The following is a 24,648-nucleotide window of genomic DNA, read 5'->3' as shown; positions in this document are numbered from 1 at the left end:
CCGAGCATCCGGCCGCCAACCACAAGGGGAAATACCGATGAACAAGTACATCGTGCAACATGCATGCAAGACCGCCGCCGCCCTGGCCTGCCTGGCGTGGGGACTCAATGCCCATGCCCAGGCGCTCGCGCCCCTGGCCGACTATCCCAGGCAGGCCATTACCGTGGTGTCGCCATTCCCGCCCGGCGGCGGCAACGATGGCGTGGCACGCCTGATCGCGCAGGAACTCGGCGTCATCACCGGCCAGAGCGTCGTGGTGGAAAACCGCTCCGGCGCCGGCGGCAACGTTGGCACGTCACAGGTCTCGCGCGCCAAGCCTGACGGTTATACGCTGGTGATGTCGCAGACCAGCGTCATGGCGGTCAACCCGCGCCTGTACAAGAACGTCGGTTTCGATCCGCTCAAGGACTTCGTGCCGATCTCGCAGATCACCTCGGCGCCGCTGGTGCTGGTGGCGCGCAGCGAAAGCGCCTACAAGTCGCTGGGCGACTACCTGGACGCCGCGCGCAAGCAGCCGGACGTCATCACCTACGCCACGCCCGGCAACGGCACGATGAGCCACTTGATGGGGGCGCTGCTGTCGCAGAAGGCCAACGTCAAGCTGGTGCACGTGCCGTATCGCGGCGCCGCGCCCGCCATCACCGACCTGATGGGCGGCACCGTCGACATGCTGATCACCTCGCCGGCCTCGGCCGAGCCGATGGTCACGGCCGGCAAGCTGCGCATCCTGGCGCTCAGCCACGAGAACGGCATCGGCATCTTCAAGGGCGCGCCCACGCTTGGCCAGGCCGGCATGGATGGCATCACGGCCGACGACTGGTACGGCCTGTTCGCGCCGGCGGGGACGCCGCCCGAGCGTGTTGCCTACCTGGCGCAGGCCGTGGCGCAGGCGATGAAGTCGCCCAATGTGATCGCCAAAATCCGGGCTGGCGGCAGCCAGCCCGTGGGCAGTGCGCCCGACGCGTTCGGCAAGCGGTTGCAGCAGGACACCGCGTACTGGGCCGACATGGTGAAGGTGGCGGGGGTGTCGGTCGACTGACGCGCCGCTATACCACCAGCAGCTTGCCGACCGCGGCCGCCAGGGCCGCGAACGCAGGCTGCTTCTGTGCCTGGGTGTTGGTGATGAGGTGGTCGATGCGATTGACCTCGCAATACGACACCCGGCTGCACAGGCCGATCTTGCTGAAGTCGGCCAGCAGGATGCGCTGCTTGGCGTTGGCCGCCATGGCGCGGGCCACTTCGGCCTCGCGCAGGTCGTAGCTGGTGGCGCCGCATTCTGCGTCCACGCCCACCGGCGACAGCAGCGCGACGTCGGCGCGGTAGCGGTGGATCTCGGCGATGGTGATGTCGCCGGCGGTGGCGCAGACCGGGCCGCCCACCGAGCCTCCCAGCATGATCAGTTCGTTGGCGCCATGGCCGGCGGCGCCCACCTTGAGCGCCACATCGAATGAATTGGTGATGATGGTCAGCCCGCTCAGCTTGGCCAGCTCATCGGCCAGTGTGCTGGTGGTGCTGCCCGCGTCCAGGAACAGCGTCTGGCCGCTGGCCACCAACCCGGCGGCGGCGCGCGCGATGGCGCGCTTGTACTTGACGCGGGTGTGCACGCGTTCGGTGATCGGCGGCTCGCTATGCACCGGCACGGCGCCGCCATGCACGCGGCGCAACTCGCCCATGGCCTCCAGTTCCAGCAGATCGCGCCGGACCGTCTCCCGCGATACGCCCAGTTCACCGACGATACGGTCGGTCGATACCTGCTGCAGCGAAGACAGCAGGGCGCGGATTCTCTGATACCGCTCTTCTTGCCACATATCGGATGCTTCCTAATCTTATTTGCGGCGCCGCGCCGGCAGCGCGATCAACGCGCGCATCGCCAGCAGCGAACCACCTACGACCAGCATGATAAGCGTCGAATAGGCCGCGGCCTGCGAGACGAAGCCGGCTTCGTCCAGCCGCAGTACGGAAACGGGCGCCACGCTGATTGACGGCGTCACCAGGAATATCACCGCCGACAGCGTCACCATGGAACGCATGAACAGGAAGAAGAATACGCCCAGCACCGTCGCGCCTATTTGCGGCAACACCGCGTCGCGCAGCACGTGCGCGGTGCCGCCGCCCAGGCAGCTCACCGCTTCCTCCAGGGCCTGCGGCACCGCGCGCATGCCGGTCATCATCGTCAGGAAACCCTGCGTGTGATAGTGGTAGAAGTTGCAAAGCGCGATCAGCGCGGCGCTGCCATACAGCGCGTAGAGCGGCGTGGAAGGGGAGTTGAAGGCGAAGATATAGGACAGCCCCAGCACCAGTCCCGGCACGCCCACGGGCAGCACCGATACCAGGTAGACCAGTTTGGCCCAGACACGTGGAATGCGGCACACCCCGAAGGTCAGGAAGAACAGCAACAGCACGCCACCGGCCGCGGCCGCCAGCGACAGGTACAGCGATGTCCACAGTGGCGCATAACCGCCGCTGACCGTGATGTCGTAGTGCTTCAGGGTCCACTCCATACGGTACGGCCATAGCCGCATGAAGCTGGCGAACACCACCGTGGCCACCGTCGCCACGATGGCGCCCGCGCACAGCGACACTCCCAGCGTGAACGCGAGGTCGCGCCCGCGCGCCGATTGCGGCGTCACGCGCAGGCCGCTGGGCGAGGCGGCGCCGAACTGGCGCTGCGAGGCCACGCGCTCGATCTGCACCGAGATCAGCGACGGCAGCAGCAGCAGGATGCCGACCACCGAGCCCATGCCGAAATTCATCTGGCCCGACACCTGGCTGTAGATCTCGGTGGCCAGCACGCGGTAGTTGCCGCCGATCACCGCGGCATTGCCGAAGTCGGTGATGGTGATGACGAACACCACGAAGGCCGCGCTCAACAGACCGAACCTGCAGTTTGGCAGCGTGATGTCGAAGAACTGCCGCAGGCTCGACGCGCCCATCACCTCGGCCGCATCGTAATAGCGCGCGTCGGTGTTGCGCAGCGCCGCCTGCAGAATCAGCACGGCCTGGGGCAGGGCATAGAACACGTTCGAGATCAGCAGTCCCCAGAAGCCGTAGATGTCGATCTCCCAACCGGTCCAGCGGTGCACCAGGCCATTGCGGCCGAGAATGAAGATCAGTCCAAGCCCTTGCACCAGCGACGGCGCCAGCAGCGGCAGCACCAGCGCCAGTTTGACGAAAGCCTTGCCGCGCATGCGGCTGCGGTCCAAGCCGAAGGCAATGGCGAAACCCAGCAGCAGGCTGACGGCGGTGGTGGCCGCGCTCATCGTCAGGCTGTTGGCGGTGGCGGTCAGGATGCCGCGCGTGGCGAACACCTCGGTGTAATTGCCCAGGCCGATGCCGCCGTCCTTTTCCACCAGGCTGCGCCAGCCTACCGTGGCCAACGGATACAGGAAAAACAGCGCCAGGCCCGTCATCGGGATGCCGACGCAGGCCCACAGCAACAGCCGATCCAGCGATGCGGGCGCGCGGCTGGCGCGGGACGAAGCGGTGGCGTCGATACGAGCGGTATTCATGTCCGGGCTCCCGCGCGAATCGGCGTGGCGGATACGTTCATACATGAACCCAGGCGCATTGTTCCGGCGCCATGTCCAGGCGCACCGGCGTGCCCCGCGACAGGCCCGCCGCGCCTTGCTGTTCGACCAGCAATTCGCGGCCCCGCCAGTCCACCCGCACGCGTGTCAGGTTGCCCATGAAAGTCATCTCGCGCACGCGCCCCGGTCCGCGTTCATCGGCGGCGATGCGCAGGCTCTCCGGCCGCAGACACGCCTCGAAACGCTCGCTGGCGCCATCCGGCCGGGTCGCCAGCAGCGCTGGCATGGCCTCGCGCACCCAGTCGGTCGGCAACAGGTTGCTCAAGCCGACGAAGTTGGCGACAAAACGCGTGCGCGGCCGCAGGTACAGGTCAGACGGCGATCCCACCTGTTCGACGCGGCCATCGTTCATGCAGACGATCTTGTCGGCCAGCGTCAGCGCCTCCTCCTGGTCGTGCGTCACCATGATGGTGGGGATCTGCAGGCGACGCTGCACCTCGTGGATCTCGGCGCGCATGTCGGTGCGCACGCGCGCATCCAGCGCCGACAGCGGCTCGTCCAGCAGGATCAGCGCGGGATCCACCGCCAGTGCCCGCGCCAGCGCCACGCGTTGCTGCTGGCCGCCGGACAACTGATGGGGATAACGCTGTGCATAATCCGGCAGCTTGATCAGCGCCAGCAATTCGCGCACGCGCGCGTCGATGCGCTCGCGGCCTTCGCCGCGGATGCGCAGGCCGTAGCCCACGTTCTGGGCGACGGTCATGTTGGGGAACAGCGAATACGACTGGAACACGATGCCGAAGCCGCGTTTGCGCGCGGGCAGCGCCGACAGGTCGCGTCCGCCCAGCGTGAGGGTACCGCTGTCGAAGGGCAGCAGCCCGGCGACGATGCGCAGCAGGGTCGTCTTGCCGCAGCCGCTGGGGCCCAGCAGGCAGACGAATTCGTGCTCGCCGACGGACAGGTCGATGCCTTCCAGCGCCACCGCGCCGTCGAAGGTCTTGCGGATTCCGCGCAATTCCAGGTACATGGCCACTCCAGGCGGTGGCGTGGCGGCCGGCGGCGCCGGCCGCGCGCGCCGTCAGCGTTTGATGGTTTCCTGCCAGGTCTTGATGGTGGTGTCGCGTTCCGCCGCCGATTTCTGGAAGTCCACCGGGTACAGCACGGCGGTCAGGTCCTTGGGCAGGCCCGCGGCCTCGGCCGCCTTGTTGGGGGCGGCGCCCGGGATCGTCACCAGTTCCTTGTACTTGCTGTACAGCTCGCCGGCCTGCGCCGACAGCGTCCAGTCGAGGAAACGCTTGGCATCCGCGGGATTCTTGGCGGTCTTCATGAGGCCGGAGGCTTCGAGTTCATAGCCGACCCATTTCGACGGGATCACCATCTTCACCGGAAAGCCCTCCTCGATCGACTGCATCGCCGGAAACGCGAACGACACGCCGATTGCATACTCGCCGGCGCGCGCCATCTTGCAGGGGCGCGAGCCCGACGACGTGTACTGCGCTACGTTCTTGTCCAAGTCCTTGAGCAGCGCCCAGCCTTTCTCGGCGCCCAGCCCCTGCAGCAATGCCACGATCTGCAGATAGCCGGTGCCGGATGCCGCCGGGCTGGGGATGACAATCTCGCCCTTGTAGACCGGCTTGGTCAGATCCTCCCACGAGGTTGGCAGCGGCAGGTTCTTCGACTTGAGCCGGTCGGTGTTGACGCAGAACGCGGCCACATAGCCGGTGGCGGCGAACCACTTGTTGTCGGCGGCCTTGTATTGCGCCGGCAGGGTATCGATGCCCTTGGCCGCATACGGCTCCAGCAGCTTTTGCAGACGCGGGTCCAACATGTTGCTGACGGCGAAGCCCCAGATCACGTCCTGCTGTGGATTGTCCGCCTCGGCGATCAGGCGCGCGCCCAGATCGCCGGTGGACAGGCGCAGCACGTTCACCTTCACGTCCGGCATGGCGGCATTGGCCGCCTTCAAGTAGGCGGCGATCTCGTCTTCCTCCAGCGCGGTATAGACGGTGATGGCGCCGGCATGGACGGCCTGGGCGAAACCTAGGGAAATTACTGCAACCACAAGACCAAGCTTCTTCTTACATTGCATGATGGAACTCCGGAAAGGAATACACGGCAACGGCGATGAGCTGCTTTTCTGCGAACGGCGGGGCGGTAAAGTTGCGCGAGGAAACGTTGCGTTTCCCGGGTTGCGTTTTTAGGTATATTTGCAAATTTGTGGCAACGTGTCTAGACTGGAAAAACCCGAATCGCATGGGTTTTTCTGCGCCGCGCCACGCCTCGGAGCTCGTCATGCAAACTTCGCCGCCGCTTACCGCGCAGCAATTGGCCGTGTTTTCCTCGTTCGCCCAGACGCTGGCGGATCAGGTCCGGCCTTTGTCGCGCCAGTGGTTCCGCCACCCCTTGACGGTGGAAACCAAAGCGGACGAAAGTCCCGTCACCCGGGCCGACCGCGAGGTCGAGGCAGCCTTGCGCGAGACCATCGCGCAGCACTACCCGGACCATGGCATCTTCGGCGAGGAATACGGCGCCAGCCATGCGGAGGCCGAATGGGTGTGGTCGCTCGATCCCATCGACGGCACCCGCGCCTTCATCTCAGGCAATCCCCTGTGGGGCACATTGCTGGCGCTGCTGCATCGCGGCCGCCCGGTGCTGGGACTGATCGACATCCCCATGATGGCCGAGCGCTGGCTGGGCGCCAGCGGTTCGCCCGCTCGCCTGAACGGCGAGCCCTGCCGGGTCAGCGCCTGCACCCAGCTGGACCAGGCTATCCTCTACGCCACCTCGCCCGACATATTCGACGGCCCCGACCTGGACGCGTTCGACACGCTGGCCGGCACGGTGCGCATGCGTCGCTACGGTGGCGATTGCTACAGCTATGGGCTGCTGGCCAGCGGCCATGTCGACCTGGTGGTCGAGGCCGGCCTGCAGCCTTATGACTATCTGGCGCTGATGCCCGTGATCGAAGGCGCGGGCGGCGTCATTACCGATTGGTCGGGGCAGCCGTTAGGCCTCGCGTCGCAGGGCCGCGTGATCGCGGCCGCCACACCGCAACTGCATCGCGAGGCGATGCGGGCGCTGGGGCGGCCGTGACCTGAAACACCGCGCCCCGCGACCCCGCACGTCAACGCAACGCTTCAGCCACGACAAGGTGAACGAGCCATGCATGCACTAGGGGTAGCAACGGTGGAAGACGCGGAGCGGCTGGTCCAGGCCAGTACGCTCTCGCATATCAAGATCGGCCTGTCCGACGTCGATGGCGTCATGCTGGGCAAGTACGTCAGGCGCGACAAGTTCCTGGCCGCGCTACGCGGCGGGCTGGCGTTCTGCGACGTCGTGTTCGGCTGGGATCTGGACGACCAGCTCTACGACAACGCCAAGTACACCGGCTGGCACACGGCGTATCCCGACGCGCAGCTGCGCATCGTGCCCAGCACATGCCGCCGGCTGCCGCTGGAGCAGGGGCCCGGCGGCGAAGACATGCTGCTCTTCCTGGCCGAATTCGACGGCCCCGCGGCCGACATCTGCCCGCGCCGCCTGCTGCACCGCACGCTGGACCGCGCCGCCGGCATGGGCTTCGAGGTCTATGCCGCGCTCGAATACGAGTTCTTCATGTTCCGCGAAACGCCGCACTCGGTGCGCGCCAAGCACTACCGCGACATGGAGAACTGGACCCCCGGCAACTTCGGCTATTCGATGCTGCGCAGCACGGTGCAGGGCGATTTCTATCGCAAGCTGCTCGACATGTGCGAGCGCATGGACATGCCGATCGAAGGCCTGCATACCGAGACCGGGCCCGGCGTGCTGGAAGCGGCCATCGCCGTCGACCAGGCTAGCGCCGCTGGCGACAAGGCCTTCCTCTTCAAGACCTTCACCAAGGCGCTGGCACAGCAGAACGGCCTGATGGCCACCTTCATGGCGAAGTGGTCGCACGATCATCCCGGCCAGAGCGGCCACATCCACCTGTCGCTACGCGACCGCACCAGCGGCCGCTCGGCGTTCTACGATGAATCGCGCCCGCACGGCATGAGCGCGACGCAGACGGCCTTCATGGCCGGCGTGCAGCGCTACCTGCCCGAATTCATGGCGCTCTACGCGCAGACCATCAACAGCTATTCACGCCTGGTGCCGGGCTACTGGGCGCCGCTGGACGCCACCTGGGGTATGGAAAACCGCACTACCGCGCTGCGCCTGATTCCCGGCAGCGACAAGTCGCAACGCGTCGAAGTGCGCATCGGCTCGGCCGACGCCAATCCGTATCTGGCGCTGTCCGCCGCGCTGGCGTCGGGCCTGTACGGTATCGAGCAGGGCCTCGAACCCGAACCGATGGTGCAGGGCAACGCCTACACGCAGCAGTTCCCCGAACACCTGCGGTTGCCCACCACGTTGTGGGAGGCGGCGCAGCGCCTGCGGCAGTCGGAGGCGGCGCGCGAGCTGTTCGGCGATGCTTTCGTCGAGCACTACGCCGCCACGCGCGAATGGGAAGAACGTCAGTTCCGCCGCCACGTCACCGATTGGGAACTGGCCCGCTATTTCGAGATCATCTGAACGCCGCCGCTTCCTTCATTCACCACGCATGCACAGGGTCGCCATGACGCAGGAACTCATCACCATCAGTCCCAGAGACGGGCGCGAAGTCGTGCGCCGCTCCTACGCCAGCGAGGCGCAGGTTGCGCAGGCGCTGGCTGACGCGCAGGCCGCGCAGGCCGCGTGGCACGCGCTCGGCATCGAGCAGCGCGGCCGCATCCTGTCCGACGCGGTATCGCGCTTCGTCGCCGCCAAGACGGAGATCGCGCATGCCATCACGATCCAGATGGGACGCCCCTTGCGTTATACGCCCGGTGAAGTGGATGGCTTCGAGCAGCGCGCGCGCCACATGATCGGCATTGCGCAAGAAGCGCTGGCACCGATCCAGGTGCCGGAACTGGCGGGCTTCACGCGCTTCATCAGCCGCGAGCCGATCGGCGTGGCGCTGACGATCGCGCCGTGGAATTATCCATTGCTGACGGCGGTCAACAGCATCGTGCCGGCGCTGATGGCCGGCAACACCGTCATCCTCAAGCATTCCGACCAGACCCCGCTGTGCGCCGAACTGATCGACCGCGCCTTCAGCGAGGCCGGCGTGCCGCGCGGCGTGTTCCAGTATCTGCACGCCAATCACGACATTGCGCAGCGCCTGATCCGCGCACCCGAGATCGGCTACGTGTCCTTCACCGGCTCGGTGCGCGGCGGCCAGAGCGTTGAACAGGCCGCCGCCGGCCGATTCATCGGCGTGGGCCTGGAGCTGGGCGGCAACGACCCCGCATACGTGCGCGCCGACGCCAATCTGGCGCATGCGGTCGAGACGCTGGTGGACGGCGCCTTCTTCAACTCTGGCCAGTCCTGCTGCGGCATCCAGCGTATCTACGTGGCGCGCGAGCGCTACCAGGACTTCATCGACCGCGCCGCGGCCTTGACCCGCGAATACGTGCTGGGCGATCCCTTGCAGCCAGACACCACGCTCGGGCCGGTGGTGCGCACGCGCGCCGCCGATGAGGTGCGCGAAGTGATTGCCGAGGCCGAGTCCCGCGGCGCCCGCAACCTGGTCGACGCCACGCGTTTTGACGCCGCGCGCGCCGGCACGCCATACGTGGCGCCGGCGCTGTTGACGCAGGTGGATCACCGCATGCGCGTGATGAACGACGAGTGCTTCGGCCCGGTGGTCGGCGTGATGCCGGTCGACAGCGACGAAGAAGCCGTGGCCTTGATGAACGACAGCCCCTATGGCCTGACCGCCGCCGTCTTCACGCAGGACGAGCAGGCCGCCTTGCATCTCGGCCGCCAGCTGCACACCGGCACCGTCTTCATGAACCGCTGCGACTATCTCGATCCCGCGCTGGCGTGGACCGGCGTCAAGCACACCGGCCGCGGCGTTTCGTTGTCGCGCGTCGGCTACGAACAACTCACCCAGGCCAAATCCTTCCATTTGCGCCGCAACGCCTGAGCGCGCGACCAGGAGCCGACATGACCGTCCCCAGCGTCAACTGGAACTATCCCACCGCCATCAAGGCGGGCCCCGGCCGCATCGAGGAACTGCCCGACTGGTGCCGCGAACTCGGCATGGCGCGGCCGCTGCTGGTCACCGACCCAGGCCTGGCCGCGCTGCCCATGATCGCCGACGCGGTGCGCGGCTGCCGCCAGGCCGGACTCGAATGCGGCCTGTTCCACGAAGTGAAGGGCAACCCCACCGGCAGGAATGTGGACGATGGCGTGGCGCGCTATCGCGAGGGCCGCCACGACGGCGTCATCGCGTTCGGCGGCGGCTCGGCGTTGGATGCGGCCAAGGCCATTGCGCTGATGGCCGGGCAGAAGCGTCCCCTGTGGGACTTCGAAGACATGGGCGACAACTACCTGCGCGTGAACGTTGCCGGCATGGCGCCGGTGGTGGCGGTGCCGACCACCGCCGGCACCGGCTCGGAAGTGGGGCGCGCATCCGTCATCACCGACGAGGCGGCGCAGGTCAAGCGCATCATCTTCCACGCGCGCATGCTGCCGGCCATTGTCATCCTCGACCCCGAACTGACCGTCGGCCTGCCGCCGCGCATCACGGCGGCGACCGGCATGGATGCGCTGTCGCACAATCTCGAAGCCTACTGTTCGCCGTTCTTTCATCCGATGGCCGCCGGCATCGCGCTGGAAGGCATGCGCATGATCAAGGAATACCTGCCGCTGGCTGTGACGGACGGCGCCGATCTGCAGGCGCGCCATCAGATGCTGGTGGCATCCAGCATGGGCGCCACCGCGTTCCAGCGCGGCCTGGGGGCGATGCATGCGCTGGCGCACCCGCTGGGGGCGCTGTACGACGCACACCATGGCATGCTCAACGCCATCCTGATGCCCTACGTGCTCAAGGCCAACCAGCACGCGATCGCGCCGCGGTTGCAGGCGCTGGCGCGCTACCTGGCGCTTGCGGACGATCGTCCGGGCGCCGTGCTCGACTGGGTGCTGGGCCTGCGCGAGTCCATCGGCATCCCCCACACCCTGGCCGACATCGGCATCGACGACGCGCAGGCCGAGCGGGTAGGGCGCATGGCGAGCGAGGATCCGTCCGGCGGCACCAACCCCGTCGCCTACACCGCGGACCAGTACGCCGAACTTTTTCGTGCAGCCGTTCGCGGAATCTTGTAAGCTTCGCCCCCTCTGCGCGCAAATGCGGCAGGCAGAACGAAAGTTTTGAATATTTTTCGTCCCAGGCGTTTGACAGCGGATTTGAAAGTGTTCATAATCTCAAGTTCTCCGCTGGAGGGGTGCCCGAGTGGTTAAAGGGGGCAGACTGTAAATCTGTTGGCCTTGCGCCTACGTTGGTTCGAATCCAACCTCCTCCACCAGAGACCCAAACCTGAATCCAGGCGATGTTTGCCTGGATTTTAAAATGCAGGCCTAGTGAACTGGGCGGCCTTCGCAACGAAGGCGGCAGGTTTTCCAAGGCCTTCGTTTTGAAAGTCTGGGATAGATAGTGAGGTGGTGAAAGGACAGCCGCGGGTGTAGCTCAATGGTAGAGCAGAAGCCTTCCAAGCTTACGACGAGGGTTCGATTCCCTTCACCCGCTCCAAGCAGTACACATGCCCATGTGGCTCAGTGGTAGAGCACTCCCTTGGTAAGGGAGAGGTCGCGCGTTCGATCCGCGCCATGGGCACCACAAATTCCAAAGTCTTTTCTTCAGTCAGCAGCTTCAGTCAAAAGCGCAATCCAGGTCAGGAGTCAGCCATGGCAAAAGGCAAGTTTGAACGTACCAAGCCGCACGTGAACGTGGGTACGATTGGTCACGTTGACCACGGCAAAACGACGTTGACGGCGGCCATCACGACCGTTCTGTCGACCAAGTTCGGTGGCGAAGCCAAGGGCTACGACCAGATCGACGCGGCTCCCGAAGAAAAGGCTCGCGGCATCACGATCAACACGGCGCACGTCGAGTACGAAACGGAAACGCGTCACTACGCGCACGTTGACTGCCCGGGCCACGCTGACTACGTCAAGAACATGATCACGGGCGCGGCGCAGATGGACGGCGCGATCCTGGTTGTGTCGGCCGCTGACGGCCCGATGCCGCAAACGCGTGAACACATCCTGCTGAGCCGCCAGGTTGGCGTGCCGTACATCATCGTCTTCCTGAACAAGGCCGACATGGTTGACGACGCCGAGCTGCTCGAGCTGGTGGAAATGGAAGTTCGCGAACTGCTGAGCAAGTACGACTTCCCGGGCGACGACACCCCGATCGTGAAGGGTTCGGCCAAGCTGGCGCTGGAAGGCGACAAGGGCGAACTGGGCGAGCAAGCGATCCTGTCGCTGGCGCAAGCGCTGGACACCTACATCCCGACGCCCGAGCGTGCCGTTGACGGCGCGTTCCTGATGCCGGTCGAAGACGTGTTCTCGATCTCGGGTCGCGGCACCGTGGTGACCGGCCGTATCGAACGCGGCGTGATCAAGGTCGGCGAAGAAATCGAAATCGTCGGTATCGTGCCGACGGTCAAGACGACCTGCACCGGCGTGGAAATGTTCCGCAAGCTGCTGGACCAAGGTCAAGCCGGCGACAACGTGGGCATCCTGCTGCGCGGCACCAAGCGTGAAGACGTCCAGCGCGGCCAGGTTCTGGCCAAGCCGGGCTCGATCACCCCGCACACGGACTTCACGTCCGAGGTGTACATCCTGTCCAAGGAAGAAGGCGGCCGCCACACCCCGTTCTTCAACGGCTACCGTCCCCAGTTCTACTTCCGCACGACGGACGTGACGGGCACGATCGACCTGCCGGCCGACAAGGAAATGGTTCTGCCGGGCGACAACGTGACGATGACCGTCAAGCTGCTGGCCCCGATCGCCATGGAAGAAGGCCTGCGTTTCGCCATCCGTGAAGGCGGTCGTACCGTCGGCGCCGGCGTCGTCGCCAAGATCCTGAAGTAAGCAATACCCGGGTGGGTAGAGTGGACTCTCAAGTCCCTCTATCCATCTTTGCTGTAAAAGTAGTATGATGTATGGTTCCGCAAGCTGCTGCGCGTGGCGGTTTGCCTGGAACGAAAAGCGAAGTGCACGTGAATGTGAGTGTTTTAGGGGCATAGCTCAATTGGCAGAGCGTCGGTCTCCAAAACCGAAGGTTGTAGGTTCGATTCCTACTGCCCCTGCCACCGCCAGGATAAACCCGCGGGAGATCATCGCGAGTTACGCATTCACGGCGGCTCGCGTCGCAATATGTCTAATACCAGCGTAGAAACCGTAACCAGTACCGCCGACCGGGTCAAGCTCGGGCTGGCGGTTCTTGTCGTTATTGCTGGCATCGTCGGGTTTTCCGTGCTCAGCGCGCAACCGATGCCTGCTCGTATCGGCGTCTTTGTCGGCGGTCTCGTGATCGCAGCCGTGATCGCCTGGTTCAGCGAACCCGGCCGTCGCACCCTGAGCTTTGCCAGCGAGTCGTACAACGAAGTCAAGCGTGTCTCCTGGCCCACGCGCAAGGAAACGACCCAGATGACGGGCATCGTTTTCGCGTTCGTGGCGGTCATGGGCATTTTCATGTGGGTGCTCGACAAGGGCATCGAATGGATTCTCTACGGCCTGTTGTTAGGCTGGAAATAAGGACGGCGAATGAGTAAGCGTTGGTATGTCGTCCATGTGTACTCCGGCATGGAAAAAAGCGTACACAAGGCCCTGAACGAGCGCATCGAGCGCGCGGGCCTGCAAACGTCTTTCGGCCGCATTCTTGTGCCCTCCGAGGAAGTCGTCGAGGTCAAGGGTGGCCAGAAGTCGATCACCGAGCGCCGCATTTTCCCCGGTTACGTCCTGGTTGAAATGGACCTGACCGACGAAACGTGGCACCTGGTCAAGAACACCAACCGTGTCACCGGTTTTCTGGGTGGCTCGGGCAATCGTCCGACCCCGATTTCCGAGAAGGAAGTCGAAAAGATCCTCTCCCAGATGGAAGAGGGCGTCGAGAAACCCCGCCCCAAGATCCTGTTCGAAGTGGGCGAGATGGTTCGGGTCAAGGAAGGTCCGTTTGCGGACTTCAACGGCAACGTCGAAGAAGTCAACTACGAAAAGAGCAAGGTTCGCGTGTCTGTCACGATCTTCGGTCGTGCCACTCCCGTCGAACTGGATTTCAGCCAGGTCGAAAAGACCTGATTTCAAACCCCGGGGAGCCCTGGCCTCGCGCTAGGGCGATATAACCCGCAAGGAGCAAAGCATGGCGAAGAAGATCGTCGGCTTTATCAAGCTGCAAGTGCCGGCTGGTAAGGCTAACCCCTCCCCCCCGATTGGCCCGGCCCTGGGTCAGCGTGGCCTGAACATCATGGAATTCTGCAAGGCGTTCAACGCCAAGACCCAAGGCATGGAGCCTGGTCTGCCGATTCCGGTGGTGATCACCGCCTTCGCCGACAAGAGCTTCACCTTCATCATGAAGACCCCGCCCGCGACGGTCCTCATCAAGAAGGCCGCCGGCGTGCAGAAGGGTTCGTCCAAGCCGCATACCGACAAGGTTGGCACGCTGACCCGCGCGCAAGCTGAAGAAATCGCCAAGGCCAAGGGCCCCGATCTGACCGCCGCTGATCTGGACGCCGCCGTCCGCACGATCGCTGGCAGCGCCCGCAGCATGGGCATCACGGTTGAGGGGATCTAATCATGGCAAAACTGAGCAAGCGCGCCGCCGCCATTGCGCAAAAGATCGACCGCACCAAGCTGTACCCGGTCGCCGAAGCCCTGACCCTGGTCAAGGAAACCGCTGTCGCCAAGTTCAACGAATCGATTGACGTGGCCGTGCAGCTGGGCATCGACCCGAAGAAGTCGGATCAACTGGTCCGCGGTTCGGTCGTGCTGCCCGCCGGCACCGGCAAGACGGTTCGCGTCGCCGTGTTCGCCCAGGGCGACAAGGCTGAGGCCGCCAAGGCCGCCGGCGCCGACATCGTCGGTCTGGACGATCTGGCCGAGCGCATCAAGGCTGGCCAGATGGATTTCGACATCGTCATCGCTTCGCCCGACACGATGCGTGTCGTGGGTGCCCTGGGTCAGGTCCTGGGTCCCCGTGGCCTGATGCCGAACCCGAAGGTCGGCACCGTGACGCCCGACGTCGCCACCGCCGTCAAGAACGCCAAGGCCGGTCAGGTCCAGTACCGTACCGACAAGGCCGGCATCATCCACGCCACGATCGGCCGCGCGTCGTTCGACGTGGAACAGCTGCAAACCAACCTGGCCGCGTTGGTCGACGCCTTGCAAAAGGCCCGTCCCGCCGCTGCCAAGGGCATCTACCTGCGCAAGCTGGCCGTCTCGTCCACGATGGGCGGTGGTGCGCGCGTGGAAATTGCCTCGCTGTCGGCTGCTTAAGCCTACAGCTGTAAACGTACTTTGGGCCGCATCCGGATTCCTCCGGATGCTGCTGTCAAAGACCGCTGGAGCAGGTCGGCGCGAAGGTCCTCCTTCCGCTGGAAGCAGTACCCTGCTGATCCGCTTAATCCCGAAGCTTGCATAGTTCGGATCCAGCGTAGACGGCGTCCCCAGGAAGATTTCTTTACCCGAAGAACTCGACCAGGCGCCGCATTCGGTTGACGCGCAAGGCTCCGGCCCCAGGCGTCTTTTGATGGAGTGTTCAAACCGTGAGTCTCAATCGTCAAGAGAAAGCGGTGGTGATCGAGGAAGTCTCGGCCGAAGTGGCCAAGGCGCAATCGATTGTTATCGCCGAGTACCGTGGTCTGGACGTCGCCTCTGTCACCGTACTGCGCAAAACTGCGCGTGAATCGGGCGTGTATCTGCGTGTTCTGAAGAACTCGCTGGCCCGTCGTGCTGTTGCCGGCACGGCTTTCGAGCCGTTGGCCGAGCAACTGACCGGTCCGCTGATCTATGGCATCAGCACCGACCCGGTCACGGCGGCCAAGGTCCTCGCAGGTTTCGCGAAAAGCAACGACAAGCTGGTCATCAAGGCGGGCGCTCTGCCCAACAGCCTGCTGAACCAAGAAGGTGTGAAGGCCCTGGCCACCATGCCCTCGCGCGAAGAGTTGCTGTCGAAACTGCTGGGCACCATGCAAGCCCCCATCGCGCAATTCGTGCGTACGCTCAACGAAGTTCCGACCAAGTTCGCCCGTGGCCTCGCCGCCGTGCGCGACCAGAAGGCCGCGGCTTAATCGCCGTCCTTCCCGGAATTCGCTGAACGACCGAGCGACACCCAAACCCTGGCATTACCCAATATTTGGAGTTCTTAAAAATGGCACTTAACAAAGCTGAAATCCTTGACGCCATCGCTGGCATGACCGTGCTCGAACTGTCCGAGCTGATCAAGGAAATGGAAGAGAAGTTCGGCGTGTCGGCTGCTGCCGCCGCTGTGGCCGTGGCCGCTCCGGCCGCCGGTGGCGCTGCCGCCGCTGCTGAAGAGCAGACCGAGTTCACCGTTGTCCTGGCTGAAGCCGGCGCCAACAAGGTTTCCGTCATCAAGGCCGTGCGCGAGCTGACCGGCCTGGGCCTGAAGGAAGCCAAGGACCTGGTCGACGGCGCGCCGAAGCCCGTCAAGGAAGGCGTTGCCAAGGCTGACGCCGAAGCCGCCAAGAAGAAGCTGGAAGAAGCTGGCGCCAAGGTCGAAGTCAAGTAAGACCTGCGTCAATTTGCCCGGGGACAGCGCAATTTGCCGTCCCCGGGCTTTTGCGTTTCCAGGAAACCCCTGCTGGGGTCAGGCCCTTTCCAGAGGGGTTTCCTGGAGTCGTATCACCTGGGGCCGTGGTTGACGGCCCATGCAACCTCGAGTCGGAGTGCTCATGCCTTACTCGTACACCGAAAAAAAGCGCATCCGCAAAAGCTTCGCCAAGCGTGAAGACGTTCAAAACGTTCCCTTCCTCCTGGCGACTCAGCTTCAATCCTACCTAACTTTCCTGCAGGCGGATACCGCCCCGTCCGAACGCGTAGCCGACGGTTTGCAGGCGGCGTTTACGTCGATTTTCCCGATCGTTAGTCACAACGGTATGGCGCGCTTGGAGTTCGTGAGCTACGTGCTCGGCGAACCGGTGTTCGATGTCAAGGAATGTCAGCAACGTGGTCTGACCTATGCCTCGCCCCTGCGAGCCAAGGTCCGCCTGGTGCTGCTTGACCGCGAAGTCAGCAAGCCCACCGTCAAGGAAGTGAAGGAACAGGAAGTCTACATGGGCGAGATTCCGCTCATGACGGGCACCGGTTCCTTCGTCATCAACGGCACCGAACGTGTCATCGTGTCGCAGCTGCACCGTTCGCCCGGCGTGTTCTTCGAACACGACCGCGGCAAGACGCACAGCTCCGGCAAGCTGCTGTTCTCGGCCCGCGTGATTCCCTACCGCGGCTCGTGGCTGGACTTCGAGTTCGACCCCAAGGACGTCCTGTTCTTCCGCGTCGACCGTCGCCGCAAGATGCCCGTCACGATCCTGTGCAAGGCCATCGGCATGACGCCGGAGTCGATCCTGGCCAACTTCTTCGATTTCGACAATTTCGAGTTGAAGAGCGAAGGCGCCATGATGGAATTCGTGCCCGAGCGTTGGAAGGGCGAAATGGCCCGTTTCGACATTGCGGACCGTTCCGGCAAAGTCATCGTCGAGAAAGACAAGCGTATCAACGCCAAGCATCTGCGCGATCTGGCTGCCGGCGGCATCCAGCGCATTTCCGTGCCGGAAGACTTCCTGTACGGCCGCGTGCTGGCCAAGAACATCGTTGATGCCGACACCGGCGAAGTCATCGCCAACGCCAACGACGAGATCACCGAAAGCGTGCTGAGCAATCTGCGCGCGGCCAACGTGCACGACATCCAGACGCTCTACACGAACGATCTGGACCGTGGCCCGTACATCTCGCAGACGCTGCGCACCGATGAAACCGCCGACCAGATGGCCGCGCGCGTTGCCATCTATCGCATGATGCGTCCTGGCGAGCCGCCCACCGAGGAAGCGGTGGAAGCGCTGTTCCAGCGCCTGTTCTACAGCGAAGAAACCTACGATCTGTCGCGCGTCGGCCGCATGAAGGTCAACAGCCGCCTGGGCCGTGGTGAGGATATCACCGGCCCGATGACGCTGACCAACGAAGACATCCTTGAGACCATCAAGGTGCTGGTTGAGCTGCGTAACGGCCGTGGCCAGATCGACGACATCGATCACCTGGGCAACCGCCGCGTGCGTTGCGTCGGCGAACTGGCCGAAAACCAGTTCCGCGCCGGTCTCGTGCGCGTGGAGCGCGCCGTCAAGGAACGTCTGGGCCAGGCCGAGACCGAAAACCTGATGCCGCACGACCTGATCAATTCCAAGCCGATCTCGGCCGCCATCAAGGAATTCTTCGGTTCGAGCCAGCTGTCGCAGTTCATGGACCAGACCAACCCGCTGTCGGAAATCACGCACAAGCGCCGCGTTTCCGCACTGGGCCCGGGCGGTCTGACCCGCGAGCGCGCCGGCTTCGAAGTCCGTGACGTGCATCCGACCCACTACGGCCGCGTCTGCCCGATCGAAACGCCGGAAGGCCCGAACATCGGCCTGATCAACTCCATGGCGCTGTACGCCCGCCTGAACGAGTACGGCTTCCTGGAAACGCCTTACCGCAAGATCGTCGACGGCCGCGTCAGCGACCAGATCGACTACCTGTCGGCCATCGAGGAAAGCCACTACGTGATCGCGCAGGCCAACGCCGCGCTCGATGACGAAGGCAAGTTCGTGGACGACCTGGTGGCTTGCCGTGAAGCCGGCGAAACCATGCTGACCGCCCCGGCCAACGTGCACTACATGGACGTGGCTCCGTCGCAGATCGTGTCGGTCGCCGCCTCGCTGATTCCGTTCCTGGAGCACGACGACGCGAACCGCGCGCTGATGGGCGCCAACATGCAACGTCAGGCCGTGCCTTGCCTGCGTCCGGAAAAGCCGGTCGTGGGTACGGGTATCGAGCGCACCGTGGCCGTTGACTCGGGCACCACCGTGCAGGCGCTGCGTGGCGGCCTGGTCGACCACGTCGACGCCGAGCGCGTGGTGATCCGCGTGAACGACGAAGAAAACGTCGCCGGCGAAGTCGGTGTCGATATCTACAACCTGATCAAGTACACGCGTTCCAACCAGAACACGAACATCAACCAGCGTCCCATCGTCAAGCGCGGCGACCGTGTCGCCAAGGGTGACGTGCTGGCCGACGGCGCATCGACGGACCTGGGTGAACTCGCCCTGGGCCAGAACATGCTGATCGCGTTCATGCCCTGGAACGGCTACAACTTCGAAGACTCGATCCTGATCTCCGAGAAGGTCGTGGCCGATGACCGCTATACCTCGGTGCACATCGAGGAACTGACGGTCGTTGCCCGTGACACCAAGCTCGGTCCGGAAGAAATCACGCGCGACATCAGCAACCTGGCCGAGACGCAACTGAACCGTCTGGACGATTCCGGCATCACCTACATCGGCGCCGAAGTCAGCGCCGACGACGTGCTGGTCGGCAAGGTCACGCCCAAGGGCGAAACCCAGCTGACGCCGGAAGAAAAGCTGCTGCGCGCCATCTTCGGTGAAAAGGCTTCCGACGTTAAGGACACCTCGCTGCGCGTGCCCTCGGGCATGACCGGCACGGTGATCGACGTGCAGGTGTTCACCCGCGAAGGCATCGTGCGCGACAAGCGTGCCCAGTCCATCATCGACGATGAACTGCGCCGCTATCGCCAGGACCTGAACGACCAGTTGCGCATCGTTGAAAACGACCAGTTCGACCGTATCGAGAAGATGCTGGTCGGCAAGACCGTCAACGGCGGCCCGCGCAAGCTGGCCAAGGGCGCGACGATCACCAAGGCCTACCTGGCCGACCTGGATCGCTGGCAGTGGTTCGACATCCGCCTGGCCGACGAGCCCCACGCCGTGGTGCTGGAGCAGGCCAAGGAATCGCTCGAGCAGAAGCGCCACCAGTTCGACCTGGCCTTCGAAGAGAAGCGCAAGAAGCTGACGCAGGGCGACGAGCTGCCCCCGGGCGTGCTGAAGATGATCAAGGTCTACCTGGCCGTGAAGCGTCGTCTGCAGCCTGGCGACAAGATGGCAGGCCGTCACGGCAACAAGGGCGTGGTCTCGCGCATCACCCCGGTCGAAGACATGCCGCACATGGCTGACGGCACGCCGGCCGACATCGTTCTGAACCCGCTGGGCGTGCCCTCGCGGATGAACGTGGGTCAGGTGCTGGAAGTGCACTTGGGCTGGGCCGCCAAGGGCGTGGGTCATCGCATCGCCGATATGCTGCGCGACGAGCGCACCGCGCAGGTCAAGAACGTCCGCGCGTACCTGGACAAGGTCTACAACACGACCGGCACCGGCGCGCGCATCGACGAGCTGACCGACGAAGAAGTCATGGAAATGGCCCAGAACCTCAAGAACGGCGTGCCGTTCGCGACGCCCGTCTTCGACGGCGCGACCGAAGAGGAAATTACCAAGATGCTGGAACTGGCCTATCCGGACGACGTCGCCAAGCGCATGGCGCTGACGCCCTCGCGCACGCAGGCGTGGCTGTACGACGGCCGCACCGGCGAGAAGTTCGAGCGTCCGGTCACCGTCGGCTACATGCACTACCTGAAGCTGCACCACTTGGTCGACGACAAGATGCACGCGCGTTCGACCGGCCCGTACTCGCTCGTGACCCAGCAGCCGCTGGGCGGCAAGGCGCAGTTCGGTGGCCAGCGTTTCGGGGAAATGGAAGTGTGGGCGCTGGAAGCCTACGGCGCCGCCTACACCCTGCAGGAAATGCTGACGGTGAAGTCCGACGACATCACCGGCCGCACCAAGGTATACGAAAACATCGTCAAGGGCGATCACGTCATCGATGCCGGCATGCCGGAATCGTTCAACGTGCTGGTCAAGGAAATCCGCTCGTTGGCCCTGGACATGGATTTGGAGCGTAACTAATGAAAGCGCTACTCGACCTCTTTAAGCAAGTCTCGCAAGACGAGCAATTCGATGCCATCAAGATCGGCATCGCCTCGCCCGAGAAGATCCGTTCGTGGTCCTACGGCGAAGTTCGCAAGCCCGAGACCATCAACTACCGCACGTTCAAGCCTGAGCGCGACGGCCTGTTCTGCTCCAAGATCTTCGGCCCGATCAAGGACTACGAGTGCCTGTGCGGCAAGTACAAGCGCTTGAAGCACCGTGGCGTGATCTGCGAGAAGTGCGGCGTTGAAGTCACCGTTGCCAAGGTTCGCCGTGAACGCATGGGCCACATCGAGCTGGCCAGCCCCGTCGCGCACATCTGGTTCCTGAAGAGCCTGCCGTCGCGTCTGGGCATGGTGCTCGACATGACCCTGCGCGACATCGAACGCGTGCTGTACTTCGAAGCCTGGTGCGTGATCGAGCCCGGCATGACGCCGCTCAAGCGCGGCCAGATCATGTCGGACGACGATTTCCTGGCCAAGACCGAGGAATACGGCGATGACTTCCGTGCCCTGATGGGCGCCGAAGCTGTGCGTGAACTGCTGCGCACCATCGACATCGACCGTGAAGTGGAAACGCTGCGCGGCGAACTGAAGGCCACCAGCTCGGAAGCCAAGATCAAGAAGATCTCCAAGCGCCTGAAGGTGCTGGAAGGCTTCCAGAAGTCCGGCATCAAGGCCGAGTGGATGGTCATGGAAGTGCTGCCCGTGCTGCCGCCGGACCTGCGTCCGCTGGTGCCGCTGGACGGCGGCCGCTTCGCGACCTCCGACCTGAACGACCTGTACCGCCGCGTCATCAACCGCAACAACCGTCTGAAGCGCCTGCTGGAGCTGAAGGCTCCTGAAATCATCCTGCGCAACGAAAAGCGCATGCTGCAGGAAGCCGTCGACTCGCTGCTGGACAACGGTCGCCGCGGCAAGGCCATGACCGGCGCCAACAAGCGCCAGCTCAAGTCCCTGGCCGACATGATCAAGGGCAAGAGCGGTCGTTTCCGTCAGAACCTGCTGGGCAAGCGCGTCGACTACTCGGGCCGTTCGGTCATCGTGGTGGGTCCGCAGCTCAAGCTGCACCAGTGCGGCCTGCCCAAGCTGATGGCCCTGGAACTGTTCAAGCCGTTCATCTTCAATCGCCTGGAGATGATGGGCCTGGCCACGACCATCAAGGCCGCCAAGAAATTGGTGGAAAGCCAGGAACCGGTGGTCTGGGACATCCTGGAAGAAGTCATCCGCGAACACCCGGTGATGCTGAACCGCGCGCCGACGCTGCACCGTCTGGGCATCCAGGCGTTCGAGCCGGTGTTGATCGAAGGCAAGGCCATCCAGCTGCACCCGCTGGTCTGCGCGGCGTTCAACGCCGACTTCGACGGTGACCAGATGGCCGTCCACGTGCCGCTGTCGCTGGAAGCCCAGCTGGAAGCGCGCACGCTGATGCTGGCTTCGAACAACGTGCTGTTCCCGGCCAACGGCGAACCGTCGATTGTGCCGTCCCAGGACATCGTGCTGGGTCTGTACTACACGACGCGCGAGCGCATCAACGGCAAGGGCGAAGGCATCTTCTTCACCGACGTGGCCGAAGTGCAACGTGCCTACGACAATGGTGAAGTCGAGCTGCAAAGCCGCATCACCGTGCGTCTGAAGGAACACGAGCGTGACGAGAATGGCGAATGGCAGCCGGTGATCCGCCGCCATGAAACCACCGTCGGCCGCGCGCTGCTGTCCGAGATCCTGCCCAAGGGCCTGCCCTTCACCGTCCTGAACAAGGCGCTGAAGAAGAAGGAAATCTCGCGCCTGATCAACCAGTCGTTCCGCCGTTGCGGCCTGCGCGACACGGTGATCTTCGCCGACAAGCTGATGCAGTCGGGCTTCCGTCTGGCCACCCGTGGCGGTATCTCGATCGCCATGGGCGACATGCTGATCCCGTCGGCCAAGGAAGGCATCCTGGCCGAAGCCAGCCGCGAAGTGAAGGAAATCGACAAGCAGTACTCGTCGGGTCTGGTCACGTCCCAGGAACGCTACAACAACGTGGTGGACATCTGGGGCAAGGCCGGCGACAAGGTCGGCAAGGCGATGATGGAACAACTGGCCACCGAACCCGTCATCAACCGTCACGGCGAGGAAGTGCGCCAGGAGTCGTTCAACTCCATCTACATGATGGCCGACTCGGGCGCGCGCGGTTCGGCCGCCCAGATCCGCCAGCTGGCCGGTATGCGCGGCCTGATGGCCAAGCCGGACGGCTCGATCATCGAAACGCCCATCACCGCGAACTTCCGTGAAGGCCTGAACGTGCTTCAGTACTTCATCTCGACGCACGGTGCGCGTAAGGGTCTGGCCGACACGGCGCTGAAGACCGCGAACTCGGGTTACCTGACCCGTCGTCTGGTCGACGTGACGCAAGACCTGGTGATCACCGAGGACGATTGCGGCACCTCGCAGGGCTACAACATGAAGGCCCTGGTGGAAGGCGGTGAAGTCATCGAGCCGCTGCGCGACCGTATCCTCGGCCGCGTTGCCGCCGTGGACATCGTCAACCCGGACACGCAGGAAACCGCCATCACGGCCGGTACCTTGCTGGACGAGGACATGGTCGACACCATCGACCGCATCGGCGTGGACGAAGTCAAGGTCCGCACCCCGCTGACCTGCGAAACGCGCCATGGCCTGTGCGCGCGCTGCTACGGCCGTGATCTCGGCCGCGGCTCGTCGGTCAACCAGGGCGAGGCGGTTGGCGTCATCGCCGCCCAGTCCATCGGTGAACCCGGCACGCAGCTCACGATGCGTACGTTCCACATCGGTGGCGCGGCGTCGCGCTCGGCCTTGGCCAGCGCGGTGGAAACCAAGTCCAGCGGCGTGGTCGGCTTTGCCAGCACCATGCGCTACGTCACCAACGCCAAGGGCGAGCGCGTTGCGATCTCGCGCTCGGGCGAACTGGCGATCTTCGATGACAACGGCCGCGAGCGCGAACGCCACAAGATCCCGTACGGCGCGACCGTGCTGGTGGGCGATGGCGAGGCCGTGAAGGCCGGCGCGCGCCTGGCGACGTGGGATCCGCTGACCCGTCCGATCGTGTCGGAATACGGTGGCGCCGTCCGCTTCGAGAACATCGAGGAAGGCGTGACCGTGGCCAAGCAGGTGGACGAAGTCACCGGCCTGTCGACGCTGGTCGTCATCACGCCCAAGACCCGTGGCGGCAAGATCGTCATGCGTCCGCAGATCAAGCTGGTCAACGAGAACGGCGAAGACGTCAAGATCGCCGGCACCGATCACTCGGTGATCATCTCGTTCCCGGTCGGCGCGCTGATCACCGTGCGTGACGGCCAGCAGGTTGCCGTGGGTGAGGTGCTGGCGCGTATTCCGCAGGAATCGCAAAAGACCCGCGACATTACCGGCGGTCTGCCGCGCGTGGCCGAGCTGTTCGAAGCCCGTTCGCCCAAGGATGCCGGCATGCTCGCCGACGTTACCGGTACGGTCTCGTTCGGCAAGGACACCAAGGGCAAGCAGCGCCTGGTCATCACCGACCTGGAAGGCGTCAGCCACGAGTTCCTGATTCCGAAGGAAAAGCAGGTGCTGGTGCACGACGGCCAGGTGGTGAACAAGGGCGAAATGATCGTGGACGGCCCGGCCGATCCCCACGACATCCTGCGCCTGCAGGGCATCGAGAAGCTGGCGACCTACATCGTCGACGAAGTGCAGGACGTTTACCGTCTGCAGGGCGTGAAGATCAACGACAAGCACATCGAAGTGATTGTTCGCCAGATGCTGCGTCGTGTGAACATCGTCGATGCGGGCGATACCGAGTTCATCCCGGGCGAGCAGGTCGAGCGCTCCGAGCTGTTGAACGAGAACGACCGTGTCAACGCCGAGAACAAGCGTCCGGCCACCTACGAAAACGTGCTGCTGGGTATCACCAAGGCCTCGCTGTCGACCGACTCGTTCATCTCGGCCGCCTCGTTCCAGGAGACCACGCGTGTCCTGACCGAAGCCGCCATCATGGGCAAGCGCGACGACCTGCGTGGCCTGAAGGAAAACGTCATCGTCGGCCGCCTGATCCCGGCCGGTACCGGCCTGGCGTATCACCATGCCCGCAAGGACAAGGAAGCCCTGGAGGCCGCGGAACGCGAAGCCGCCCGCCAGCTGGCCAACCCGTTCGAGGACGCGCCGGTCACGGTGGGTTCGGACGCCGATGCCCCGTCGACTGACCTGGGTAGCGAGGACGCCGCCGAGTAACGGCGC

General features: G+C 64.2%; 18 protein-coding genes and 4 tRNA genes. 18 read left to right on the top strand and 4 right to left on the bottom strand.

Translation table 11 applies throughout. From position 1 onward, the window contains the following. Nucleotides 1–37: 37 nt before the first annotated feature. Nucleotides 38–1,039: a Bug family tripartite tricarboxylate transporter substrate binding protein gene (locus HV701_RS11905; protein ID WP_175133233.1), complete on the top strand. Its 1,002-nt coding sequence runs from the start codon at nt 38–40 to the stop codon at nt 1,037–1,039. A gap of 7 nt (nt 1,040–1,046) precedes the next feature. Here the strand turns inward: HV701_RS11905 and HV701_RS11900 are convergent, their stop codons facing one another. The 4 genes from HV701_RS11900 to HV701_RS11885 are packed head-to-tail and all read right to left on the bottom strand — an operon-like array spanning nt 1,047 to nt 5,616. Next, entirely contained in the window at nt 1,047–1,808 is a 762-nt protein-coding gene (locus HV701_RS11900; RefSeq protein ID WP_175133232.1) for a DeoR/GlpR family DNA-binding transcription regulator, read from the bottom strand. Nucleotides 1,809–1,826: 18 nt separating this feature from the next. Beyond that, entirely contained in the window at nt 1,827–3,509 is a 1,683-nt protein-coding gene (locus tag HV701_RS11895) for an ABC transporter permease subunit (RefSeq protein WP_175133231.1), read from the bottom strand. A 37-nt stretch (nt 3,510–3,546) separates the two neighbouring features. Then, nucleotides 3,547–4,554, bottom strand: a complete 1,008-nt coding sequence (locus HV701_RS11890) for an ABC transporter ATP-binding protein (protein ID WP_175133230.1) — start codon at nt 4,552–4,554, stop codon at nt 3,547–3,549. A 51-nt stretch (nt 4,555–4,605) separates the two neighbouring features. Continuing rightward, entirely contained in the window at nt 4,606–5,616 is a 1,011-nt protein-coding gene (locus HV701_RS11885; RefSeq protein ID WP_175133229.1) for an ABC transporter substrate-binding protein, read from the bottom strand. A gap of 203 nt (nt 5,617–5,819) precedes the next feature. Between HV701_RS11885 and hisN the strand changes: the two genes are divergently transcribed. From hisN to rpoC, 17 genes are all read left to right on the top strand, one after another. Continuing rightward, nucleotides 5,820–6,620, top strand: a complete 801-nt coding sequence (hisN, locus tag HV701_RS11880; protein ID WP_175133228.1) for a histidinol-phosphatase — start codon at nt 5,820–5,822, stop codon at nt 6,618–6,620. 69 nt (nt 6,621–6,689) lie between these two features. Then, complete coding sequence (locus HV701_RS11875) at nt 6,690–8,075, top strand: glutamine synthetase family protein (protein WP_175133227.1); 1,386 nt, start codon at nt 6,690–6,692, stop codon at nt 8,073–8,075. Between the two features lie 43 nt (nt 8,076–8,118). Continuing rightward, nucleotides 8,119–9,510: an aldehyde dehydrogenase family protein gene (locus tag HV701_RS11870; protein WP_175133226.1), complete on the top strand. Its 1,392-nt coding sequence runs from the start codon at nt 8,119–8,121 to the stop codon at nt 9,508–9,510. Between the two features lie 20 nt (nt 9,511–9,530). Further along, nucleotides 9,531–10,694 carry an iron-containing alcohol dehydrogenase gene (locus HV701_RS11865; protein ID WP_175133225.1) on the top strand — a complete coding sequence of 388 codons (1,164 nt, stop codon included), beginning with the start codon at nt 9,531–9,533 and terminating at the stop codon, nt 10,692–10,694. Between the two features lie 113 nt (nt 10,695–10,807). After that, nucleotides 10,808–10,894 (top strand) — tRNA-Tyr (locus tag HV701_RS11860). Nucleotides 10,895–11,044: 150 nt separating this feature from the next. Continuing rightward, a tRNA-Gly gene (locus HV701_RS11855) sits at nt 11,045–11,118 on the top strand. A 12-nt stretch (nt 11,119–11,130) separates the two neighbouring features. Beyond that, a tRNA-Thr gene (locus tag HV701_RS11850) sits at nt 11,131–11,205 on the top strand. Between the two features lie 68 nt (nt 11,206–11,273). Continuing rightward, nucleotides 11,274–12,464: an elongation factor Tu gene (tuf, locus tag HV701_RS11845; protein WP_054495833.1), complete on the top strand. Its 1,191-nt coding sequence runs from the start codon at nt 11,274–11,276 to the stop codon at nt 12,462–12,464. 145 nt (nt 12,465–12,609) lie between these two features. Then, nucleotides 12,610–12,685, top strand: a tRNA-Trp gene (locus HV701_RS11840). A gap of 64 nt (nt 12,686–12,749) precedes the next feature. Further along, a complete protein-coding gene (secE, locus tag HV701_RS11835; RefSeq protein WP_006389585.1) occupies nt 12,750–13,130 on the top strand; it encodes a preprotein translocase subunit SecE in 381 nt (126 codons plus the stop codon). A gap of 9 nt (nt 13,131–13,139) precedes the next feature. Then, a complete protein-coding gene (gene nusG, locus HV701_RS11830) occupies nt 13,140–13,673 on the top strand; it encodes a transcription termination/antitermination protein NusG (RefSeq protein ID WP_006389586.1) in 534 nt (177 codons plus the stop codon). Between the two features lie 61 nt (nt 13,674–13,734). Continuing rightward, entirely contained in the window at nt 13,735–14,166 is a 432-nt protein-coding gene (gene rplK / locus HV701_RS11825) for a 50S ribosomal protein L11 (RefSeq protein WP_006389587.1), read from the top strand. A gap of 2 nt (nt 14,167–14,168) precedes the next feature. Next, nucleotides 14,169–14,867 carry a 50S ribosomal protein L1 gene (rplA, locus tag HV701_RS11820; RefSeq protein ID WP_175133224.1) on the top strand — a complete coding sequence of 233 codons (699 nt, stop codon included), beginning with the start codon at nt 14,169–14,171 and terminating at the stop codon, nt 14,865–14,867. A gap of 269 nt (nt 14,868–15,136) precedes the next feature. Beyond that, the gene (gene rplJ / locus HV701_RS11815; RefSeq protein WP_175133223.1) at nt 15,137–15,661 is read left to right on the top strand and encodes a 50S ribosomal protein L10; all 525 of its coding nucleotides are present in this window, start codon (nt 15,137–15,139) and stop codon (nt 15,659–15,661) included. Between the two features lie 80 nt (nt 15,662–15,741). Further along, nucleotides 15,742–16,122, top strand: a complete 381-nt coding sequence (rplL, locus tag HV701_RS11810) for a 50S ribosomal protein L7/L12 (protein WP_006389590.1) — start codon at nt 15,742–15,744, stop codon at nt 16,120–16,122. A 163-nt stretch (nt 16,123–16,285) separates the two neighbouring features. Further along, nucleotides 16,286–20,398 carry a DNA-directed RNA polymerase subunit beta gene (rpoB, locus tag HV701_RS11805; RefSeq protein WP_175133222.1) on the top strand — a complete coding sequence of 1,371 codons (4,113 nt, stop codon included), beginning with the start codon at nt 16,286–16,288 and terminating at the stop codon, nt 20,396–20,398. After that, nucleotides 20,398–24,642, top strand: a complete 4,245-nt coding sequence (rpoC, locus tag HV701_RS11800) for a DNA-directed RNA polymerase subunit beta' (protein WP_175133221.1) — start codon at nt 20,398–20,400, stop codon at nt 24,640–24,642. The genes rpoB and rpoC overlap by 1 nt, the downstream gene beginning before the upstream one ends. Nucleotides 24,643–24,648 lie beyond the last annotated feature (6 nt).

It is taken from the genome of Achromobacter pulmonis, assembly GCF_902859765.1.
GTDB classification, from domain to species: Bacteria; Pseudomonadota; Gammaproteobacteria; order Burkholderiales; family Burkholderiaceae_B; genus Achromobacter; species Achromobacter pulmonis.
Note: the sequence above shows the minus strand (reverse complement) of the source record. Positions and strands in the feature narration are given on the sequence as shown.

What these genes read in the sequence shown, in the direction of transcription:
- rplL (WP_006389590.1), top strand. Translation starts at nt 15,742, where the DNA reads ATGGCACTTAACAAAGCTGAAATCCTTGACGCCATCGCTGGCATGACC.
- HV701_RS11870 (WP_175133226.1), top strand. Translation starts at nt 8,119, where the DNA reads ATGACGCAGGAACTCATCACCATCAGTCCCAGAGACGGGCGCGAAGTC.
- HV701_RS11865 (WP_175133225.1), top strand. Translation starts at nt 9,531, where the DNA reads ATGACCGTCCCCAGCGTCAACTGGAACTATCCCACCGCCATCAAGGCG.
- rpoB (WP_175133222.1), top strand. Translation starts at nt 16,286, where the DNA reads ATGCCTTACTCGTACACCGAAAAAAAGCGCATCCGCAAAAGCTTCGCC.
- rplK (WP_006389587.1), top strand. Translation starts at nt 13,735, where the DNA reads ATGGCGAAGAAGATCGTCGGCTTTATCAAGCTGCAAGTGCCGGCTGGT.
- HV701_RS11875 (WP_175133227.1), top strand. Translation starts at nt 6,690, where the DNA reads ATGCATGCACTAGGGGTAGCAACGGTGGAAGACGCGGAGCGGCTGGTC.
- HV701_RS11885 (WP_175133229.1), bottom strand. Translation starts at nt 5,616, where the DNA reads ATGCAATGTAAGAAGAAGCTTGGTCTTGTGGTTGCAGTAATTTCCCTA.
- rplA (WP_175133224.1), top strand. Translation starts at nt 14,169, where the DNA reads ATGGCAAAACTGAGCAAGCGCGCCGCCGCCATTGCGCAAAAGATCGAC.
- HV701_RS11895 (WP_175133231.1), bottom strand. Translation starts at nt 3,509, where the DNA reads ATGAATACCGCTCGTATCGACGCCACCGCTTCGTCCCGCGCCAGCCGC.
- nusG (WP_006389586.1), top strand. Translation starts at nt 13,140, where the DNA reads ATGAGTAAGCGTTGGTATGTCGTCCATGTGTACTCCGGCATGGAAAAA.
- rpoC (WP_175133221.1), top strand. Translation starts at nt 20,398, where the DNA reads ATGAAAGCGCTACTCGACCTCTTTAAGCAAGTCTCGCAAGACGAGCAA.
- HV701_RS11905 (WP_175133233.1), top strand. Translation starts at nt 38, where the DNA reads ATGAACAAGTACATCGTGCAACATGCATGCAAGACCGCCGCCGCCCTG.
- HV701_RS11890 (WP_175133230.1), bottom strand. Translation starts at nt 4,554, where the DNA reads ATGTACCTGGAATTGCGCGGAATCCGCAAGACCTTCGACGGCGCGGTG.
- tuf (WP_054495833.1), top strand. Translation starts at nt 11,274, where the DNA reads ATGGCAAAAGGCAAGTTTGAACGTACCAAGCCGCACGTGAACGTGGGT.
- HV701_RS11900 (WP_175133232.1), bottom strand. Translation starts at nt 1,808, where the DNA reads ATGTGGCAAGAAGAGCGGTATCAGAGAATCCGCGCCCTGCTGTCTTCG.
- hisN (WP_175133228.1), top strand. Translation starts at nt 5,820, where the DNA reads ATGCAAACTTCGCCGCCGCTTACCGCGCAGCAATTGGCCGTGTTTTCC.
- secE (WP_006389585.1), top strand. Translation starts at nt 12,750, where the DNA reads ATGTCTAATACCAGCGTAGAAACCGTAACCAGTACCGCCGACCGGGTC.